The 19293-nt window shown below is 73.8% G+C and carries 19 protein-coding genes; 9 read left to right on the top strand and 10 right to left on the bottom strand.

Translation table 11 applies throughout. From position 1 onward, the window contains the following. Positions 1-19 precede the first annotated feature (19 nt). Entirely contained in the window at positions 20-649 is a 630-nt protein-coding gene (locus CHF16_RS13320) for a GNAT family N-acetyltransferase (protein WP_089326302.1), read from the bottom strand. 143 nt (positions 650-792) lie between these two features. Here CHF16_RS13320 and CHF16_RS13325 point away from each other — a divergent pair, with 143 nt between their 5' ends. After that, a complete protein-coding gene (locus CHF16_RS13325; protein ID WP_089326303.1) occupies positions 793-2457 on the top strand; it encodes a carotenoid oxygenase family protein in 1665 nt (554 codons plus the stop codon). Here CHF16_RS13325 and CHF16_RS13330 read toward each other — a convergent pair. After that, positions 2454-3248 (bottom strand): hypothetical protein, encoded by a 795-nt coding sequence (locus CHF16_RS13330; protein WP_143227962.1) that lies wholly within the window; start codon positions 3246-3248, stop codon positions 2454-2456. The two genes, CHF16_RS13325 and CHF16_RS13330, sit on opposite strands and share 4 nt — an antisense overlap. Before the next feature lie 145 nt (positions 3249-3393). Between CHF16_RS13330 and bioD the strand changes: the two genes are divergently transcribed. Beyond that, complete coding sequence (gene bioD, locus CHF16_RS13335; protein ID WP_179271515.1) at positions 3394-4125, top strand: dethiobiotin synthase; 732 nt, start codon at positions 3394-3396, stop codon at positions 4123-4125. Next, positions 4122-5117 (top strand): biotin synthase BioB, encoded by a 996-nt coding sequence (gene bioB, locus CHF16_RS13340; RefSeq protein ID WP_089326305.1) that lies wholly within the window; start codon positions 4122-4124, stop codon positions 5115-5117. The genes bioD and bioB overlap by 4 nt, the downstream gene beginning before the upstream one ends. Before the next feature lie 16 nt (positions 5118-5133). On the opposite strand, the gene CHF16_RS13345 is transcribed toward bioB, so the two are convergent. The 3 genes from CHF16_RS13345 to CHF16_RS13355 form a co-directional block, all read right to left on the bottom strand. After that, positions 5134-5802, bottom strand: coding sequence for a Uma2 family endonuclease (locus CHF16_RS13345; RefSeq protein WP_179271516.1), 669 nt, complete (start codon positions 5800-5802; stop codon positions 5134-5136). Between the two features lie 203 nt (positions 5803-6005). Further along, positions 6006-6734 (bottom strand): GntR family transcriptional regulator, encoded by a 729-nt coding sequence (locus CHF16_RS13350; protein WP_089326354.1) that lies wholly within the window; start codon positions 6732-6734, stop codon positions 6006-6008. Positions 6735-6846: 112 nt separating this feature from the next. After that, on the bottom strand, positions 6847-8010 hold the full coding sequence (locus tag CHF16_RS13355) for an 8-amino-7-oxononanoate synthase (RefSeq protein ID WP_089326307.1): 1164 nt from the start codon (positions 8008-8010) through the stop codon (positions 6847-6849). A gap of 76 nt (positions 8011-8086) precedes the next feature. Between CHF16_RS13355 and CHF16_RS13360 the strand changes: the two genes are divergently transcribed. Next, positions 8087-9763 (top strand): sensor histidine kinase, encoded by a 1677-nt coding sequence (locus CHF16_RS13360; RefSeq protein ID WP_089326308.1) that lies wholly within the window; start codon positions 8087-8089, stop codon positions 9761-9763. Between the two features lie 230 nt (positions 9764-9993). Here the strand turns inward: CHF16_RS13360 and CHF16_RS13365 are convergent, their stop codons facing one another. Next, complete coding sequence (locus CHF16_RS13365) at positions 9994-10254, bottom strand: WhiB family transcriptional regulator (RefSeq protein ID WP_089326355.1); 261 nt, start codon at positions 10252-10254, stop codon at positions 9994-9996. Between the two features lie 327 nt (positions 10255-10581). Next, positions 10582-11523 (bottom strand): diacylglycerol/lipid kinase family protein, encoded by a 942-nt coding sequence (locus tag CHF16_RS13370; protein WP_089326309.1) that lies wholly within the window; start codon positions 11521-11523, stop codon positions 10582-10584. Positions 11524-11573: 50 nt separating this feature from the next. Here CHF16_RS13370 and CHF16_RS13375 point away from each other — a divergent pair, with 50 nt between their 5' ends. After that, a complete protein-coding gene (locus CHF16_RS13375) occupies positions 11574-12134 on the top strand; it encodes a hypothetical protein (protein WP_245868447.1) in 561 nt (186 codons plus the stop codon). 133 nt (positions 12135-12267) lie between these two features. Here CHF16_RS13375 and CHF16_RS13380 read toward each other — a convergent pair whose 3' ends face one another. From CHF16_RS13380 to CHF16_RS13390, 3 genes are all read right to left on the bottom strand, one after another. Further along, positions 12268-13026 carry an RNA polymerase sigma factor SigF gene (locus tag CHF16_RS13380; protein WP_026401215.1) on the bottom strand — a complete coding sequence of 253 codons (759 nt, stop codon included), beginning with the start codon at positions 13024-13026 and terminating at the stop codon, positions 12268-12270. A 62-nt stretch (positions 13027-13088) separates the two neighbouring features. Beyond that, positions 13089-13517, bottom strand: coding sequence for an ATP-binding protein (locus CHF16_RS13385; protein WP_089326310.1), 429 nt, complete (start codon positions 13515-13517; stop codon positions 13089-13091). Positions 13518-13700: 183 nt separating this feature from the next. Further along, positions 13701-14744, bottom strand: coding sequence for a sugar kinase (locus CHF16_RS13390; protein ID WP_089326311.1), 1044 nt, complete (start codon positions 14742-14744; stop codon positions 13701-13703). A gap of 166 nt (positions 14745-14910) precedes the next feature. On the opposite strand from CHF16_RS13390, the gene CHF16_RS13395 reads away from it, so the two are divergent. The 4 genes from CHF16_RS13395 (at position 14911) to CHF16_RS13410 (ending at position 19108) form a co-directional block, all read left to right on the top strand. Further along, positions 14911-15678: a phytanoyl-CoA dioxygenase family protein gene (locus tag CHF16_RS13395; RefSeq protein WP_179271517.1), complete on the top strand. Its 768-nt coding sequence runs from the start codon at positions 14911-14913 to the stop codon at positions 15676-15678. Further along, the gene (locus CHF16_RS13400; RefSeq protein ID WP_089326312.1) at positions 15678-16730 is read left to right on the top strand and encodes a DUF4432 family protein; all 1053 of its coding nucleotides are present in this window, start codon (positions 15678-15680) and stop codon (positions 16728-16730) included. Before CHF16_RS13395 ends, CHF16_RS13400 begins: the two co-directional genes overlap by 1 nt. Further along, positions 16727-17524: an SDR family NAD(P)-dependent oxidoreductase gene (locus tag CHF16_RS13405; RefSeq protein WP_089326313.1), complete on the top strand. Its 798-nt coding sequence runs from the start codon at positions 16727-16729 to the stop codon at positions 17522-17524. Before CHF16_RS13400 ends, CHF16_RS13405 begins: the two co-directional genes overlap by 4 nt. A gap of 210 nt (positions 17525-17734) precedes the next feature. Continuing rightward, positions 17735-19108, top strand: a complete 1374-nt coding sequence (locus CHF16_RS13410; RefSeq protein ID WP_089326314.1) for a glycoside hydrolase family 183 protein — start codon at positions 17735-17737, stop codon at positions 19106-19108. Positions 19109-19293 lie beyond the last annotated feature (185 nt).

The following is a 19293-nucleotide window of genomic DNA, read 5'->3' on the forward strand; positions in this document are numbered from 1 at the left end:
CAGAGCGGCAGCGCGTAGGTCAGCAGAGCGGCAGCGCGTAGGTCAGCAGGTCGACGCCCGGCACGGGCGACCAGTCCCGCTCGGGGGTGCGGACGAACCCCATCCGCTCGTACATTCGCTGGGCGGCGGCCATGTTGCGCTGCGTCGACAGCCGCAGGCCCGCCAACCCGGCCGCGCGCGCCCGCTCGACGCAGGCCCGCACCATGGCGCGCCCCACGCCCGTCCGGCGCTCCGCCTCCCGGACGGCGAGCATCCGGAACTCGGCCTCGCCGGGGCCCGCCAGCTCGGCGTACGGGCTGCCCGGCGGGCAGTACGCCACCGCACCGGCGATCTCGCCCGCGACCTCGGCGACGAGCAGCTCCGCCTTGGCGGCCCGGTCGCCCGCGTCCCGCAGCGTCCGCACGTAGCTCGACTCGGGCGACACCAGCCCGCCGTGCACGTACACCTCCACGGTCAGGTCGCCGACGAGGCCGTACTCCTCGGGCCGAGCCACCCGCACGAACACCCGCCCGGTGCCCTCCCGCCCGGCGTCCTCCGTACCGGCATCCCCCGTGCCGGCATCCCTCGTGCCGGCATCCCTCGTGTCGACGTCCTCCCTGCCGGTTTCCTCCTCGCCGAGGTCCTCCCCGCCGGTGTCCTGTCTGAGCATCCGCATCTTCCCCACTGCCACCGCGGCCGACGAAACGTGCCGAACCAGGGTATTCGGGGCGCGGGCCGGTGCCTCCGCCGGTCTTGACGGGGCGGCGCGCCCGGCTGTTGATTGGCGGATAGCCAATAACCTGTGGAGGGCTGATGCCGGTTCCCCGCTCCATCCTCGGCACGCAGGACCCCGGCGACCTCGACCTGGAGGTCGTCGCCGGGACCTGGCCGGACGACGTGCGCGGCCACTACGTGGTCAGCACCTCCGACCAGCGGACCCGCCCCCGGCACGCGTTCTTCGGCGACGGGATCATCGCGCGGATGCCGCTGCGGCCCGGCCCGGACGGCCGGTTCCGCTGGCGTGCCCGCGTCATCGACACCCCCTCGGTCCGGCTGCGCGCGAAGCGCCCCGACCTGTTCACCGTGGGCCCGGTCGGCACCGACTCGCCGTGGGGGTTCGTCAACGCCGCCAACACCGCGCCGCTGCCGTGGGGCGACCGGCTGTTCGCCACCTGGGACGCCGGGCGCCCGGTCGAGGTCGACCCGGTCACGCTGGAGTTCCTCGCCGAGGTCGGGCACCGCGACGACTGGCGGCCCGCGCTGGACCACGCCGTCCTCCCGCTCGTCTCCACCACCGCGCACCCCGTCGTCGACCCCGAGCGCGGCTGCCTGTGGAGCGTCAGCCGCGACGTGCTGTCCGGCGCCGTCTCGGTGATCCGCTACGACGGGACGGGCGCCCGCGTCCGGCGCTGGGAGGTCGAGGGCGCGGCGCTGCCGCAGGCGACGCACACCATCACCCAGACCCGCGACTGGCTCGTCCTCGCCGACACCGCCTACAAGCTGGAGATCGACGAGATCTTCGGCGGCGACCGGACCGCGCCCAACAATCCGGACGGGCCCGTCCTGCTGATCCGCAAGGACGACCTGGTCCCCGGGACGGCGTCCGTGACCTGCGCGCAGTTCCGCCTCGCGCCCGAGGTCAACCACTTCTACGCCCGCTACGACGACTCCGACGGCGTCCAGGTCGTGATGGAGCACGGCGAAGGCGTCGACATCGGCATGTACCTGCGCGAGGACGACGTCGACGTCCTCGGCCGCCCCATCGACCCGGCCCTGCGCGGTATGTACTGCCACGGCATGGCGCCCGCGCTGACCACCGTCATGCAGTTCGATCCGGAGACCGGCCGCGTCCTGGAGCGCGCCCGCGCCCGCGATCCCGAGCGCTGGTGGCAGGCGGAGCTGTCCGCGATCGACTGGAGCTTCGAGGGGCAGTGCGCCCCGACCCGGCACCACCTCGTCTACCTGGGGTTCCACCCCGAGGCCGTCAACCGGCGGGCCATGCGCAACTACGCGGGCCGGATCGACCCGTCCCTGTTCCCCGCCGAGGAGACCCCGGCCGTCCTGGTGAGCCACGACCGCGAGGACCTCAAGGCCCTGTCGGAGTGGACGTTCGCGCTGGACGACTACCCGACCTCGCCGTCCTTCGTGCCGCGCGGGCGGGGCGGCAGCCGCTACGCGGGCGCGGACCCCGGCGGCCACGACGGGTACCTGGTCGTGGCCGTGCACAACGACGACCGGTTCCGCGTCGAGCTGTTCGACGCCGCCGACGTCGGGCGGGGCCCGGTCGCGGTGCTGGCGCCGCCGCACGGAACGACCGTGCCGTTCCTGATCCACTCGGCCTGGATGCCGGAGGCCGTCGCGGCGCCCGGCGTCGAGCGCCTCCGCTTCGCCGACGACCTCGACGACCGCCTGGACCGGCTCGACCCGGACCTGGCCGCGACCGCGCGCGAGGTCGCCGCCGACCTCGACGCCCGCTAACCCACGTCCCGGCAGGACGACTCGCCGGGCAGCAGCGGCCGCAGCCGGACGGAGTACGTCCTGCCCCCGCTGCGCCACGCCGTGCCCGGCTTCGCGTCCGGGACCTTCGCGGACGGCGCGAGTGTGCAGACCGCACCCGCCACCGGCACCCCGTCGCCGAGCGGCTTCAGCGGCCACGCCCGGACGGTGCCGGTCCCAGCCGCCTCGCCCGCGAGGACGGCGGTCTTCGCGGGCCGGTACGGCGCCGCCTTCGCGGCCTGGTCGGACGCCGGCCACCCGGCCGGGTCGAGGCGCTTCAGGAACCGCGCCTCCGGCACGGCCTGCGTGCCCGCCTCGATGAGGCGGGTCGTCGCGCCGTCCATGGTCACCACCGTGACGACCGCGTCGGCGATCCGGTCGGAGCCGACCGTGTGCGAGCGGCTGAGACCCGCCGCGCGCGCCTCGTCCAGCAGGCGGCGCAGCGCGTCCGGGGTCAGGCGGTACTGGGTCAGCTCGCCCCCGGACAGGGCCACGGCGCGGCCCGTCGAGTAGAGCGAGAAGTCGGGAACGCTGCCGGGGCCGCCGATGCCGGCGAGGCCTCCGACCTTGCGCAGGCGGAGCACGAGCTTCTCACCGGCGGGAGCGTCCTTGGCGGGGGACGAGCTCGCGGACGAGCTCGGGGACGAGCTCGGGGACGGGGCGGGGGACGAGGGCGCCGACGTGGCGGGTGCCGGAGGCCCGGCACCGCCGGACCCGTCGCCGCAGGCGGCCGCCGCGCAGGCGGTCAGCGCCGCGCAGGCGAGAGCCGGCACCCAGCGGGAACGTGTGTACGGACCGGCCATGGAGCTTGGACGCACCCCCTGCGGCCTCCGGTTCCGCCCGTTACAAAAACGGCGGCCGAAGACTGTGGGGTCCGGCGGGAGTCCCCGCCGGGGGCCCGCGCTAGTGTGCCGCCTTGTGAGTGTGCTCGTCGTGACCGGGACCTGTACCGGCGTGGGCAAGACGGTCGTCACCGCGGCGCTGGCCGCGGTCGCCGCCGCCCGCGGCGCGTCAGTCGCCGTCGTCAAGCCCGGCCAGACCGGGGTGGACGGCGCCGGGCCCGGCGACCTCGACGACGTGCGCCGCCTCGCCGGGCTCGACGACGTGCACGAGTTCGCGCGGTTCCCCGACCCGCTGTCCCCGGCCGCCGCCGCCCGCGCCGCCGGGCTGCCGCCGGTCCGGCTGGCGGAGACCGCCGAGCGGATCGGGCACCTCGCCGCCACCCGCCGGCTGGTGCTGGTGGAGGGCGCCGGCGGGCTCCTCGTCCGCTACGACGAGGAGGGCACCACGATCGCCGACCTGGCGCGCTGGCTCGGCGCCGCCGTCGTCGTCGTGGCCCGGCCCGACCTCGGCACGCTCAACCACACGGCGCTCACCCTGGAGGCGATGGCGCACCGCGGGGTGCAGCTCGCCGGCGTCGTCATCGGCGCCTGGCCGGACGACCCGGACCTCGCGATGCGCAGCAACATCCGCGACCTGGAGACCATCGCCGCCCGCCCGCTGTCCGGCGCGCTGCCCGCGGGCGCCGGCGCCCTGGACCCGGCGGAGTTCCTGGTGGCCGCGCACCGCGGCCTCGCCCCCTCGTTCGGCGGCGGCTTCGACGCCGCCGCCTTCCGCGACAGCTTCGGCCTCGACAAGGAGAGCACGTGACGGACATCCTCGACACCGCCCGCGGCCAGGTCCTGGAGGGGGGCCGGGGGCTGACCGAACAGCAGGTGCTGGACGTCCTGTCCCTGCCCGACGAGCGGCTGGAGGACCTCCTCGCGCTCGCGCACGAGGTCCGGATGCGCTGGTGCGGCCCGGAGGTCGAGGTCGAGGGCATCGTGTCGCTGAAGACCGGCGGCTGCCCCGAGGACTGCCACTTCTGCTCCCAGTCCGGCAAGTTCGAGTCGCCGGTGCGGTCGGTGTGGCTGAACATCCCCGAGCTGGTCGAGGCGGCGAGGGAGACCGCGAAGACCGGCGCCACCGAGTTCTGCATCGTCGCCGCCGTGCGCGGCCCGGACGAGCGGCTGATGTCGCAGGTCCGCGAGGGCGTCAAGGCCATCAACGACGCGGTCGAGATCAACATCGCCTGCTCGCTCGGCATGCTCACCCAGGAGCAGGTGGACGAGCTGGCCGCGATGGGCGTCCACCGCTACAACCACAACCTGGAGACGGCCCGCTCCCACTTCCCGAACGTGGTCACCACCCACTCGTGGGAGGAGCGCTGGGAGACCCTCCGCATGGTGAAGGCCGCCGGCATGGAGGTGTGCTGCGGCGGCATCGTCGGCATGGGCGAGACCGTCGGGCAGCGCGCCGAGTTCGCCGCCCAGCTCGCCGAGCTCGAACCGGACGAGGTGCCGCTGAACTTCCTGGCGCCCCGGCCCGGCACCCCGTTCGCCGACCTCCCGCTGGTGGAGGGCACCGAGGCCCTGAAGACCATCGCGGCGTTCCGGCTGGCCCTGCCCCGCACCATCCTGCGCTACGCCGGCGGCCGCGAGCTCACCCTCGGCGACCTCGGCACCCGCGAGGGCATGCTCGGCGGCATCAACGCCATCATCGTCGGCAACTACCTGACCACCCTCGGCCGCCCCGCCCAGCGGGACCTGGACCTCCTCACCGACCTGCAGATGCCCATCAAGGCCCTCAGCCAGACCCTCTGACGGCCACCGGAGACGGTCAACGGACCTGCCAGGGTCTCCAGCCGGCGGTGTCGATCTCGATGTTGAACGGCTCGGGGAGGCGCACCGTCGCGCCGAACTCCCAGGACTCCCGGTGGAGGTAGGCGCTGGAGCCCTGGTCCGGGATCGAGAAGAGCGTGGTCGCGGCGATCTTCGGGTCGCGGTCGACGAGAAGGTAGTAGGGGATGCCGACGCGGGCGTACCCCCACCATTTGGTCGGCTTCCGCCGCGCCCTGTCGCCGGCCGGCGGCCGGTCGTGGGCCGCCAGGTTCTTCGAGGTGACCTCGACGACCAGTTCGATCTCATCCGGCCGCAACTCGACCTCGTCCGCGTCCCCGGCGGTCTCGAACACCGCGTCCTCCGCCACGATCAGGTCGGGGACGTAGCCCTGCTCGAAACCGGCGAGGTTCAGGGTCATCATCTGCCGGGACGTCCACGGGTAGGACGGGTCGGCGAATCTCGCCCGGTCGATCGCGCGGGCGATGTAGTGGACCAGGTTGCCGTGCGACACCGTCGGCGTGGGGGACACGACGATCTCTCCTCCGATGATCTCGGCCCGAGAGCCCTCGGGCAGGTGGAGGAAGTCGTCGAGTTCGCCGCTCGCCCACAGGGCGTACGGCGTATCTGGAAGCGCCGCCCGGTAGGACGGCAACGTCTGGATGGTCACTTTCGGCGATCCTTCCCTCACGATCTGCTCCGGTCATCGTAGGGGAACATGTGTTCGGTGCGTGGGCGGAACGTCGCACTCCGTCACCCAAGTATCCGGCGGCCGCCGGATCCACGCTAGCGCGGGCCGGTCGGCGGCCGCTTCGGCCGAGGAGCCGGCGCGGGAGCCCCGGGCGCACGGGTCCGGCACACGGCGCGGCCGGGTCAGCGGCTGAGGCGGGTGATGAACTTGTAGCGGTCGCCGCGGTACAGGGACTGGGCCCATTCGACCGGCTGGCCCGTCGTGTCGAAGGCGTGCCGGGAGAGCAGGAGCATGGGCAGGCCCACGTCGACGCCGAGGAGCTGGGCGTCGTGGGGGGTGGCGAGGACGGTCTCGATCGTCTCCTCCGCCTCGGTCAGGTGGACGTCGTAGGCGGTGGCGAGCGTCTCGTAGAGGGAGTGGTGCCGCGACAACTCGCGGCGCAGGCCGGGGAAGCGCCGGGCGGGCAGGTGCGAGGTGTCGATCGACATCGGCTCGCCGTCGGCCAGGCGGAGGCGGTGGATGCGCAGGACGCGGCCGCCGGGGCGGATGCACAGCAGGGACGCGAGGCTCTCGTCGGCGCTGACGTAGCCGGCCTCCAGGATGCGGGTCTCGGGGCGGAGCCCGTGGTGCCGCATGTCCTCGGTGTAGCTGACGAGCTGGAGCTCCTGCGCGACCTTCGGCTTGGCGACGAAGGTGCCCTTGCCCTGGATGCGCTGGAGGCGGCCCTCGACGACGAGTTCGGCGAGGGCCTGCCGGACGGTGGTGCGGGACGTCTCGTACTTCTCGGCGAGGGTGCGCTCGGGCGGCAGCGGGCTGCCCGCCGGGAGCGACTGGATCAGCTCGACCAGCAGCTCTTTGAGCTTGTAGTACTTGGGGATCCGCGGTGCCTGGTTCGGGTGGCGCTGGCCGATGCCGGCGAGCGAGGCACGGTCGAAGCCGTGCTCGTACCCGCCCCCGTGGCGGGGGCCGCCCCTGACCTCCGTCACGGCATCTCCTCACGTTCATCGCGGGTTTTCCCCGATGTTATGCGTGCAGACTACGACCGGTAGAGGACGCGATCTCCGCCAGGGCCGCGCCGAGGCGTGTGAGGTCCGACTCGTCCAGGGTGGCGCGGGCGGTCAGCCGCAGGCACGCGCGTCCCTTCGGGACCGACGGCGGGCGGAAGCAGCCCGCGCGGATGCCGTGCTCAGCGCAGATTTCGGCGGCCCGGAGCGCGGCGTGCGGCTCGCCGAGGAAGACGGGGACGACGGCGGCGGCGGGGTCGGCGGTCTCCAGGCCGGAACCGGCCGCGAGGTTTGCGATCCGCCGGGCCCGGTCGCGGGCGCGGGCGGGCAGGGCGGGGTCCGACTCCAGCACGTCGAGGGCGGCGAGGGCGGCGCCGGCGGCGGGCGGGTTCAGGCCGGTGTCGAAGATGAACGACCGGCCCGTATCGACCAGCGTCCCGATCACCTCGGGGGCGCCGAGGACCGCGCCGCCCTGCGCCGCCAGCGACTTCGACAGCGTGAGGGTGAGGACGACGTCGGGCTCGCCCGCGAGGCCGGCGGCGTGCGCGGCGCCCCGGCCGCCCGCCCCGACGACGCCGAGCGCGTGCGCCTCGTCGACCACCAGCAGCGCGCCGTGCGCGCGGGCGGCGGCGTGCAGCGCGGCGAGCGGCGCGAGGTCGCCGTCGACGGAGAACACCGCGTCGGTGACGACGAGCGCGTCCGGCTCCTCGCGGTCGGCGAGGGCCTCCTCGACGGCGGCGGTGTCGCGGTGCGGGACGATCACGACGCGGGCCCGCGACAGCCGGCACGCGTCCACGATCGAGGCGTGGTTCACCTGGTCGGACACGACGAGCACGCCGGGCCCGGCCAGGGCGGTCACGGCGCCGAGGTTGGCGAGGAACCCCGAGGAGAACACCAGGCCGGCGGCGCTGCCGGTGAACGCGGCGAGCCGCCGGTCCAACTCGGTGTGGAGCGCGGTCGTCCCGGTGACCAGGCGGGACCCGGTGGAGCCGGTGCCCCACGCGCGGGCCGCGGCGCAGGCGCCCTCGACCAGCCGGGGGTCGCCGGCGAGCCCGAGGTAGTCGTTGGACGCCAGGTCGGTCAGCCCGTCCGGGCGGGGGCGCAGCGTCCGGCGCAGCCCCGCCTCGGCACGGCGCTCGGCGGCGTCCCGGAGCCGGGCCAGGGGGTCTCGTACCGCGGTCATGCGGGGAATCCTGCCAGGTGGCGCGGGGGCCGGGGCACCCGCCCGGGCACCAAGGACGATGGGCGATGATGGTCGCGTGCCTACCTTGACCGATCTGGTCCGCGATCACACCGATCTCACCGACACCGACCTGGAATGGCTGCACGCGCTCGTGTCGGACTGGCAGCTCCTCGCCGACCTGTCGTTCGCGGACCTGCTGCTGTGGGTGCCGCTGCGGTCGGCGGACGCGCTGCCCGCGGAGGCCGCCCCGGGCCCGAAGGGCGGCCGGCGCGGACGGGTCGACACCGGCGCCGCGGTCCCCGGCTGGGTGGCGATCGCGCAGATGCGCCCGACGACCGGTCCCACCGCCTACCCCGAGGACCTCGTCGGCAAGGTCGTCCGGACGGGGCGGCGCGGGCTGATCGACGTGGCGTGGCGGGAGCGGCGGATCGTCCGGGAGGGCGATCCGGAGTGGGGCAGCGGCATCCCGGTCCGGGAGGAGTCGATCCCGGTGCGGCGCGGCGCCAAGATCCTCGGGGTGATCCAGCGCAGCACGAACCTCAGCTCGGCGCGCACCCCGTCCCGGCTGGAGCTGACCTACCTGCAGAGCGCCAGCGACCTCGCCACGATGATCGCCGAGGGCCGGTTCCCGGTGCCGGGCGAGGAGCCGAACATGGTCCGCTCGCCGCGCGTCGGCGACGGGCTGATGCGGCTCGACCGGTCCGGCAAGGTCACCTACGCCAGCCCGAACGCGCAGTCGGCGTACCGGCGGCTCGGCTTCCCGGCCGACCTGGTCGGCGAGGCGCTCGGCCAGATCACCGCGGACCTGTGCGACACCGGCGAGCCGATGGAGGAGGCGCTGAGCGTCGTGCTGTCCGGGCGGGCGCCGCGCGAGGTGGAGGTCGAGTCGCGCGGGTCGATCATGCAGCTGCGGACGATCCCGCTGGTCGTCGGCGGCACCCGGATCGGCGCCGTCGTGCTGTGCCGGGACGTCACCGAGCTGCGCTGGCGCGATCGGGAGCTGATGACCAAGGACGCCACCATCCGGGAGATCCACCACCGGGTGAAGAACAACCTGCAGACCGTCGCGGCGCTGCTGCGGCTGCAGGCGCGGCGGCTGCGGATCCCGGAGGGGCGGGCGGCGCTGGACGAGGCGGTCCGCCGCGTCGGGTCCATCGCGATCGTGCACGAGACCCTGTCGCACACCCCGGACGAGCTGATCGACTTCGACGACATCGCGGACCGCGTGATCACGATGGCGGGGGAGGTGTCGACGCCGGAGACCAAGGTGACCCCGAAGCGGACCGGCAGCTTCGGCGTGCTGCCCGCCGAGATCGCGACGCCGCTGGCGATGGCGCTCACCGAGCTGCTGCAGAACGCCCTGGAGCACGGCCTCGCCAACCGGTTCGGGACGCTGGAGGTCGTCGCGCGCCGCTACGGCGAGGGCGAGGAGCGCCGCGAGCCGGGCGGCGTGGAGGTCTGGGGGGAGTGGCCGGTGCCGGGCGCGCACGAGCCGCGCGCCCCGCACGACGCCCCGCACGAGGAGCCGGCGGAGGAGGGGCCCGGCCCGAGGCTGGTGACGGTCATCGCGGACGACGGCGTCGGCCTGCCCGCGGACTTCGACGTGGAGAGCTCCAACAGCCTCGGCCTGCAGATCGTCCGCACGCTGATCGTGGGGGAGCTGGGCGGCCGGCTGGACTTCCGGCCCCGCGCGGGCGGGGGCACCGAAGTGGTGGTCGACGTGCCGCTGGACCACGCCCACCGGCGGTTCTGACGGCGGCGGGCTCGACGGTGCCGGGCTCGACGGTGGCGGTCCCTGCGGGGGACCGCTCCGGCGGGGGCGGCGCCACGGGCTCTCTTGCCGTGGCTTCGAGGCGGTGGCGCCGCGTCGCCGGAGGTCGGGGAGGGACGGGGAGGGACGGGGAGTGGATCGGGAGGGACGGAGCTGCGTGTCCAGAGGTCCGGTCGGTCTAGAGGCCCGGTCGGTCTAGAGGCCCCGTTGGTCTAGAGGCCGATGTTCGCGCGGGCGCGGGCGCGGGAGGCGCGGCGCTTGAGGGCGCGGCGCTCGTCCTCGCCCATGCCGCCCCATACGCCGGAGTCCTGGCCGGACTCCAGCGCCCAGCGCAGGCACGCGTCCTGCACGTCGCAACGCCGGCACACCTGCTTGGCCTCCTCGATCTGCAGGATCGCGGGCCCGGTGTTGCCGATCGGGAAGAACAGCTCGGGGTCCACGTCACGGCAGGCTGCTCGGTGGCGCCAGTCCATGCGGTCCACTCCTTCGTCAGGGTGGTGGAGGAACTCCACTTTTGTGAACGGTTTCACATGTCGCGAACGCCCGGGAGACCACGACCTGGTCCAGGGGTGAATGTTCGGCGGCGCCGCGAGCAGGGGACCGGCTCCGTCGCGGGGTCCTCGTCCAGCGGGCGCACTTTGAGCGTGTCAGGGGGGCGCGGGACGACGCAAGACCTTTGAGAAAGGATTCTCAAAGTATGGGTGTCGCATGTGTCACACCCGTGGGTCGAACGTGTTACTTGGCTCTCACCTGGCCTCGCGCACGCCTCGAATGACCCCGTCCCGTCCGGCGCGGCGCCGTCAAATGACGACGCGTATCGCCTTCGGAACCGAGCGGAACGTCACACTCCGCAGTTCTCCGAGGTACTCGCCGTCCAGCTGGAAGGCCGCCGGGCGCGCCGCCCGCACGGTGAGCTCGGCCGCGTCGTGCACGTTCACGACGTGCCGGCCCTGCACCGGCCGGGCCCGCGCGGTCATCATCTGGGCCAGCGCCGACATCGTCGGGCCGAGGTCCAGGGAACGCATCCCGAACACGTCCAGGCCGCGCTGGAAGTGCGCCCGCGGGGTCGGATTCACCGGCATCCGGCCGAGGAAAGTCCACGGCGATGTATTGCAGACGAAGGCGAGGAACAACCCCGATTTCGGCGGCCGTCCGGGCTGTTCCAAAGTGAGCGCGGGGCGCCGCCGATCGGTGCCGGAGAAGAAATGGCGGACGGCGGTCCGCGCGTACAGCGACGGGTCGGCGCGCACGCCCGCCGCGCGGCGCGCCTCCACCTCGCGGATCACCTCGGCGTCCAGCCCGACGCCCCCGCAGAACGTGAAGTACCGCTCCTCGCCGCCCTCCGGGGTCGCCGTGGCGAGCCCGACCGTGCGGTACCGGCCGGCGCGCAGCGCCTCCAGCACGGCGGTCGTCGCGCCGATCGGGTCGCCCGGCAGGCCGAGCGCGCGGGCGAAGACGTTCGCGCTCCCGGACGGCAGCACCGCCAGCGCGGGCAGGTCGGGGGACGGGCCGTCGGCGAGGAGGCCGTTGACCGCCTCGTTCACGGTGCCGTCGCCGCCGAGCGCGACCACGACGTCGTACCCGTCCGCGGCGGCCTGCCGGGCCAGCTCGGTCGCGTGGCCGCGGTGCCCCGTCTCGGCGAGCTCGAGGTCGATGTCTCCGGTGAAGGCCCGCATGAGGATGCCGCGGGCCCGCCGGGAGGTGGAGGTCGCCTTGGGGTTGGCGATGAGCATGGCGCGCACGGCGCCAGGGTATGGGACGGCGGCACCGGACGGACGAGTAGGGTTCAGGTGTGAGCAAGCGCCCCATCACCGTGCAGGCCGCCGCAGCGCTCGAAGGCGCGGAGGGCCTCGCCGCCGTCGGGTTCGGCGTCTTCACCGGCGTGGAGACCGCGGCGGGCGCGGCCGTCGACCCCGCCAGCGCGATCGGGGTCACCGTCCTCGCCCTCGCCGGCGGGCTCGGCATGCTCGCCTGCGCGCGCGGCCTGCTGCGCGCCGACCAGTGGAGCCGCGCCCCCACGGTCCTGACCCAGCTGTTCGCGCTGCCGATCGCCTGGTCGCTGTGGCAGAGCGACCAGCCGGCGCTGGCGATCCCGCTGGGCGCGGTCGCGGTCGCCGCGCTGGTCACCGTCCTCAGCCCGCCGAGCACTGCCTGGCTGATCGAGGACCACGAGCAGGATCACGCTGAGCACAGCGCCGAGGACGGCGTTAAGGGCGCTGATCAGGGCGAACGGAGTGCGGGGCCGCGGAAGGCCGCCGCGCCGAAGGAACCGGCCGCCGCCGGCGCGGCGGAGCCGCGCTCCCTGGGACGGCGCCTCATGGACCGCCTCAAAGAGCAGCCCACCAAGAACTGACCGCCCAGTACCCACCGCGGGTGAGAAGGCGGATGTGAAAAGGCGGATATGAGAAGGCGGATATGAGAAGGCCCCGGGACGCCGTCCCGGGGCCTTCTCCTTGCTCGTCGAACTCATGGAGCTCGTCGCATCGTCACTCGTCGGCGGTCAGGCCCTCGCGGAGCTGCGCGAGGGTGCGGGCGAGCAGCCGGGACACGTGCATCTGGGAGATGCCGAGCTCGGCGGCGATCTGCGACTGCGTCATGTTGCCGAAGAAGCGCAGCAGCAGGATCTTCTTCTCGCGCGCCGGGAGCTTCTCCAGCAACGGCTTGAGGGACTCGCGGTACTCCACGCCCTCCAGCGACTCGTCGACCATGCCGAGCGAGTCGGCGACCGCCGGGGCGTCCTCGTCGCCGGAGTCGGGGGCGTCCAGGGAGACGGTGGAGTAGGCGTTCGCCGACTCCAGGCCCTCCAGCACCTCCTCCTCGCTCATCTGCAGGTGCGCGGCCAGCTCGCTCACCGTGGGCGCTCGGCCCTCGCGCTGCGCGAGGTCGCTGATCGCCTTGGTCAGCGACAGCTTCAGCTCCTGCAGCCGGCGCGGGACGCGCACCGCCCAGCCCTTGTCGCGGAAGTGCCGCTTGATCTCGCCGACGATCGTGGGCGTGGCGTAGGTGGAGAACTCCACGCCGCGCTCCAGGTCGAACCGGTCGATGGACTTGATCAGGCCGATGGTGGCGACCTGGATCAGGTCGTCCAGCCACTCGCCGCGGTTGCGGAAGCGGCGGGCGAGGTACTCCACCAGCGGCAGGTGCAGCTCCACGAGCTGGTCGCGGATGCGCTGGCGTTCCGGGTCGCCCTCCGGAAGCTCGGCGAGGCGCTCGAACAGCGCGCGGGCCCGGGCCCGGTCGGGCACCGCGGACTCCGACCGCTCGCTGCTCGCGGCGGTGACCGTCGTCGTCTCCTCCGTCTTCTCCGTCACGGGGCCCCCGCCGCACCGCGCCGCTTCTGCAGCGTGACGGTGACCCGGTCGTCGGAGCCCACCGCGGCGTCGACCTCGCCCGCCAGGGACGACAGGACCGTCCAGGCGAAGGTGTCGCGGCTCGGTTCCTCGCCGTCCACCGTGAGCACCGACACGGAGATGCGCATGGCGTCCCCGGTCAGCTCGAACTCGCAGCTCAGGTCGGTCCCCGGCAGGGCCTGGGCGAGCAGCATCGCGCACGCCTCGTCGACGGCGATGCGCAGGTCCTCTATTTCGTCCAGCGTGAAGTCGAGCCTGGCCGCGAGCCCCGCTGTGGCCGTCCGCAGCACGGACAGGTAGGCGCTCGCGGCCGGCAGTTTCACCGTCACCACATCGCGGACGGACAACTTCGTACTGGCCGGCATTGCAGCGGTTTCCTCGGTCACGTCACTCCCTCGCAGGATGGTCCCGCTGCTTCGAAACTACCGCCTACGAGCGCCACTGGGAGACTTCGGCGCGCGTGGCTTTCTTACGAACGCCGCGCCGACCTGAACGAACGCGTTCCAAACCCCGGTACAGGGGAGGCATGCGTCACGCCGCGACCAGGCCCACGCGGGCTCCGCCCCACTCTAGGGGGTGTTCGGAGCCCCCAGACCGGCCTCGCGGTCGGCCCTGTCCGCGGCCCTGTCCGCGGCCCTGTCCGCGGCCCTGCCGACGGTCCCGCGCGGGACGGGCGGCAGCAGCGCGCCGCGGTGGCCGATCACGCGGGCGGCGAGGGCGCTCGCGGCCTCCGCGGCGGCGCGGCGCCGCCGCCCGGCGAGGCGGGCGGCGAGGTAGCCGCCGTTGAAGGCGTCGCCCGCGGCGGTGGTGTCGGCCACCTCGACTTCCGGGACGGCGGGGACGGCCTCCACCGCGCCGGCGGCACCGGCGATCATGCAGCCGCGCTCGCCGAGCTTGACGGCGATCTCGGACACCCCGGCCGCGCGCAGGCGGGCGACGGCGTCCGCGGCGGTGGCGTCCCCGAAGACGGCCCGGTCGTCGGCGAGCGTGGGCAGCGCGATGTCGGTGCGGGCGAGGACGGCCGACATCGCGTCCGCGGCCGCCTGCGGGGACGGCCAGCCGGCCGGGCGGTAGTTGCCGTCGAAGGCGACCAGGCCGCCGCGCCGCCGGGTCTCGTCCAGGACGCCCAGGAGCCGCTCGCGGGCGTCCGGCCCGATGATCGAGAGGGTGATCCCGGAGAGGTAGACGAGGTCGTGCCCGGCGATGGCGTCGTCGGTCTCCGGCGGCTGGCCGGGGCCGAACAGCCCGCGCGCCGCGGACTGGGAGCGGTAGTAGGTGAACGTCCGCTCGCCGTGCTCGTCGGTGCGGATGAGGTAGAGGCCGGCCCGGCCGCCGGGGACGGCGCGGCTGAGCGCGGAGCCGACGCCGTGCGCGGCCCACGCCTCCCGCATCCGGGTGCTGTAGGGGTCGTCGCCGGTCAGGGTGACGAACTGGACATCGGCCGTCTCGGGCGGCGCACACCGGGCGAGGTAGGCGGCGGTGTTGAAGACGTCGCCGGCGTAGCCGACGGCCATCAGTTCGGGGGCGACCGGGCTCAGTTCGATCATGCACTCGCCGATCAGGGCGACCCGGGCGGGCCGGTCGCCGCCGGCCAGGGTGTCCAGCGCGCTCATGGCGTCCTCTCCAGGGGTGGGTCCGCGGTGGGTGCGGCGGGGTTCTCCAGAGGCGGTCCGCGACAGGCTCTCCGGAGGCGTCCGCGATAGGGCGACAATACATCTAGACAACAAGTGATCTGATGACTAAGACTTCGGGTGTCGCTCCACCAGAGAAGGGACGCCCATGGGCAACGATCCGATGCGAGGCTACGACGACGACGGCTACGCGATCTTCAGGAACGTCCTGGACCCCGAGCTGATCGCCGAGGCCGACGGCCACGTCCGCTGGCTCCAGGAGCGCCACCCCGACCGCACCGGTGAGGACCTGTCCACCGAGCTGGTCGCCAAGGACCCGTTCTGGGTGCGGCTGGTCTCCGACGACCGCCTGCTGGACGTCGCCGAGCGCTTCATCGGGCCGGACATCGCCCTGTTCGCGTCCGCCTACATCTCCAAGCCGCCCTACACGGGAAAGGCCGTGCTCTGGCACCAGGATGGCGCGTTCTGGCCGCTCGATCCGATGCGGGTCGTGACGCTCTGGCTCGCCATCGACCGCTCCACGCCCGAGAACGGCTGCCTGCGCGTCATCCCCGGCAGCCACAAGGAGGACCTGCACGACGTCCGCGAGCGCGACGACGCCGAGGCCGTCTTCGGCGTGGAGAGCGCGGTCGGCGTGGACGACTCCCAGGCCGTCGACCTCGTCCTCGAACCGGGCGACGTCGAGGTCCACCACCCGAACATCATGCACGGCAGCAACGCCAACGAGTCGCCGCACCGGCGCTGCGGCCTCACCATCCGCTACATCCCGACCTCGACCCGGATCACCGAGGAGCCGCTGCCGTTCCCGTCCGCGCTGCTGCTGCGCGGCGACGCGGGCGTGAACGAGTACCAGCCGCGGCCCCGGTACGCGCCGGGCGAGCACTACCCGTTCCGCGGCGCGGAGAACTGGAGCTGATGGGGCGCCGGCGGCACCGGCCGTCCCGCAACTGGGGCGCCCGCGTCCACGAGATCACCTGGGCCGGGCTGGAGGCCCTCGTCCTGGAGAACGAGCTGCTGCGGGTGACGGTCCTCGCGGGCAAGGGCGGGGACATCGCCGAGTTCTGCTACAAGCCGCGCGACATGGACTTCGTGTGGCTGTCGCCGGACGGCCTGCGCAACCCGCGCGACCTCGCCGGGGGAGCGGCCGACGACACCGCCGCGTTCCTCGACGGCTACGAGGGCGGATGGCAGGAGGTGCTGCCGAACGGCGGCGCGCCCAGCACCTACAGGGGCGCGGCGTTCGCGCAGCACGGCGAGGTGGCGGGGCTGCCGTGGGACGCCGACATCGTGGCCGACGACCCCGGCGAGGTCGCCGTGCGGCTCACCGTCCGGGCCCGGCGGATGCCGCTGCGGGTGACCAAGACGCTCCGGCTCCGCTCCGGCGAACCCGAACTCGCGATCGAGGAGGAGCTGGTCAACGAGTCGGGAGTGGCCCTCCAGGCGATGTGGGGCCACCACATCGTGTTCGGCGCGCCCTTCCTGCGTCCCGGGCACCGGATCAGGCTGCCGGGCGGCGCGCGGGTCGTCCCGCACGAGACGGCGATCGCGCCGGGCGGCCGGCGGGTCCGCGCGGGCGGGCCGCACGAGTGGCCGCGCGTCCCCGCGCCCGGCGGCGGGACGGTCGACCTGGACGTCGTCCCGGACCGCGGCGAACCGAGTGAGATCGTTTACCTCACCGGCCTGGACGAGGGCCGCTACGAGGTCGTCGATCCGGACGGCGGCCTCGGCATGCGGGTGCGCTGGGACGCGGCCGTCCTGCCGCACCTGTGGCTGTGGCAGGAGCTGGGGGCGACGACCGGGCATCCGTGGTGGGGCCGCGCGTACGTGATGGGCCTGGAGCCGTTCGCCGGCCACCCGACGGACGGGCTGGCCGCCGCGGCCGCGAACGGCACCGCGCTCGCGCTGGAACCGCACGCGCGCCGGAGCCTCTGGCTGCGCGCGGCAGTGATCGAGGGGGAGGGCACGTGAAGGAGTTCGAAGGCAAGGCCGCCGTCGTGACCGGCGGGTCGCTCGGGATCGGCCGGGCCGTCGTGGAGCGGCTCGCGCGCGACGGCGCCGCCGTGGTGTTCTGCGGCGTCGGCGAGGAGGCCGTCCGGCGGGCGGAGGCGGAGCTGCGCGGCGACGGACTGGAGGTCACCGGCGTGGAGGCCGACGTCACCGACGCCGCGCGGATGGACGCGCTGGTCGCGGAGGCGGTGTCCCGGCACGGCGGGCTGGACGTCCTCGTGACGTGCGCGGGCGTCCAGCGGTACGGGACGGTCGAGGAGACCACCGAGGAGCTGTGGGACGAGGTCCTCGACGTGAACGTCAAGGGGGTGTTCCTCGCCTGCCGGGCCGCCGTGCCGGAGCTGCGCCGCCGGGGCGGCGGGACGATCGTCACCGTCTCGTCGGTGCAGGCGTTCGTCTCCCAGGACCGGGTCGCCGCCTACAGCGCCAGCAAGGCCGCGATCAACGCGCTGACCAGGGCGGTGGCGCTGGACCACGCCGCCGACGGGATCCGCGCGAACACGGTGTGCCCGGGGTCGGTCGACACGCCGATGCTGCGCTGGGCGGCCGACCTGTTCCGCGGCGGGACGAGCCAGGACGAGCAGGTCGCCGAGTGGGGGCGGGCGCATCCGCTCGGCCGGGTCGCGGCGGCGGCGGAGGTCGCCGAGGTGGTGGCGTTCCTCGCCGGGCCGCGCTCGTCGTTCGTGACCGGCGCCGAGCACCGCGTGGACGGCGGGCTGCTGGCCCGCAACCCCGCGGCCCTGCCGGAGACCTAGCGCTCGCTGTAGACCGGGCTCGCTGTAGACCGGGCTCGCTGTAGACCGGGCTCGCCGTAGACCGGGATCGCCGTAGACCGGGATCGCCGTAGACCGGGATCGCCGTAGACCGGGATCGCTGAAGATCTAGACACCAAGTCATTTGATGACTCATGATGTTGGGCGCAGCGCGCACGAGCGGCGCGCGACAGCGACCCCGCGGAGGTTTCCATGCAGGAGTCCGTCCCCCCGAGTCCTTCCTCCCCCGACCGGCACTCCTCTCCCGACCGGCACTCTCCCGTTAGCGCGGGGCGCCGGCGGCGGAGGCGCGCCGCCGCCCTCGCGTCCTCCCTGCTGCTCGGCGCGGGCCTCGCCGCCGCGCCCGCCCTCCCGGCGGCCGCCGACACGCACGGCCACGGCCCGTCCAGCGAGAACGGCGCGGGCCTCGGGCACCAGAAGGCCCGCGGCAAGGGCCACGCCGCCGCGGCCGCCGGGCCGACCTGCTCCGGGCACGCGCCGCCGACGTTCGGCACGGCCACCCAGAACACCGCGCTGAACAGCAAGTTCACCGCCTACGGCAACAGCAACACCCTGCTGGACGACTGGACCGGCGGCGACTCGACGTACTCGCTGAAGCTCACGGACGGGCGCATCGTCTACGCCTACTCCGACACCTTCCTCGGCAAGGTCAACGCGGACGGTTCGCGGTCGGTCGTCATCGAGGAGGGCGGCACGACGCCGTTCATCAACAACTCGTTCGTCGTCCAGGCGACGGGCGGCGCGACGACCACCGTGCACGGCGGGACGGCCGCGAACCCCAAGGCCGTGATGCCGCCGCCGCAGGCCGCGCACTGGTACTGGGCGGGCGACCTCACCCAGAACGGCGCGGAGGTCCAGCAGCTCTACCGCCAGTACTACGACCCGGACCCGAACAACGGCACCGGCTGGGACATGACGTTCAAGAGCAACGTCCTGGCGCGGTTCTCCACCGGCAACCTGTCCGCGCCCACGCAGGTCACGGCGATGCCGTCGGCGTCGGGCGTCCAGTGGGGGTCGGCGCTGTTCAAGGACGGCGGCTACACCTACGTCTACGGCACCGAGGACTACATCGACCCGGACACCCAGGCCAACACCAAGTACCTGCACATCGCGCGGGTGCAGGGCAGTGACCTGCGCGGGACATGGCAGTACCGGACGGCCGGCGGCTGGTCGGGCTCGGAGACCGCGTCGGCCCGGCTGATGAGCGGCATCTCCAACGAGTTCAGCGTGGCCAAGCGCGGCTCGCACTACATCCTGGTCAACCAGGACGCGAGCATCCCGTTCGGCAGCGAGATCGACGTCCTGCTGTCCTGCTCGCCCGCCGGCCCCTTCACCGGTGAGCAGACCGTCTACCGCACGCCCGAGACCGGCGAGTTCGGCTCCTACGGCGACCCGGACATCTTCACCTACAACGCCCACCAGCACGTGTCGCTGTCGTCCAGCGGCAACCTGGTCATCTCCTACAACGTGAACAGCCTGGACGGCACCAAGGGCCCGCTGAACGACAACTACCGCGACGTCAGCATCTACCGGCCGCGCTACATCAACCTGCCGGTCTCCGGCTGACCGCCCCCAGGGGCTGAACGCAGCCCGACAAGCCGCGGCACCACCGTTCCGTCCACGGCGGTACCGCTCCCCGCGCGCCCCCGGGTGACCTCCCGCCCGGGGGCGCGCGCCCGTCCACCCCCATGCACCCGACCAGCCCCACGTGCCCGACCATCCCCACGCACCAGACACCCACGCGCCCGACC

This window comes from Actinomadura meyerae (assembly GCF_900188445.1).
Taxonomy (GTDB): Bacteria; Actinomycetota; Actinomycetes; order Streptosporangiales; family Streptosporangiaceae; genus Spirillospora; species Spirillospora meyerae.

Coding starts and splice junctions, on each gene's coding strand:
- CHF16_RS13410 (WP_089326314.1), top strand. CDS start 17,735: ATGCAGGAGTCCGTCCCCCCGAGTCCTTCCTCCCCCGACCGGCACTCC.
- CHF16_RS13400 (WP_089326312.1), top strand. CDS start 15,678: ATGGGGCGCCGGCGGCACCGGCCGTCCCGCAACTGGGGCGCCCGCGTC.
- CHF16_RS13390 (WP_089326311.1), bottom strand. CDS start 14,744: ATGAGCGCGCTGGACACCCTGGCCGGCGGCGACCGGCCCGCCCGGGTC.
- CHF16_RS13325 (WP_089326303.1), top strand. CDS start 793: ATGCCGGTTCCCCGCTCCATCCTCGGCACGCAGGACCCCGGCGACCTC.
- CHF16_RS13355 (WP_089326307.1), bottom strand. CDS start 8,010: ATGACCGCGGTACGAGACCCCCTGGCCCGGCTCCGGGACGCCGCCGAG.
- CHF16_RS13365 (WP_089326355.1), bottom strand. CDS start 10,254: ATGGACTGGCGCCACCGAGCAGCCTGCCGTGACGTGGACCCCGAGCTG.
- CHF16_RS13395 (WP_179271517.1), top strand. CDS start 14,911: ATGGGCAACGATCCGATGCGAGGCTACGACGACGACGGCTACGCGATC.
- CHF16_RS13320 (WP_089326302.1), bottom strand. CDS start 649: ATGCTCAGACAGGACACCGGCGGGGAGGACCTCGGCGAGGAGGAAACC.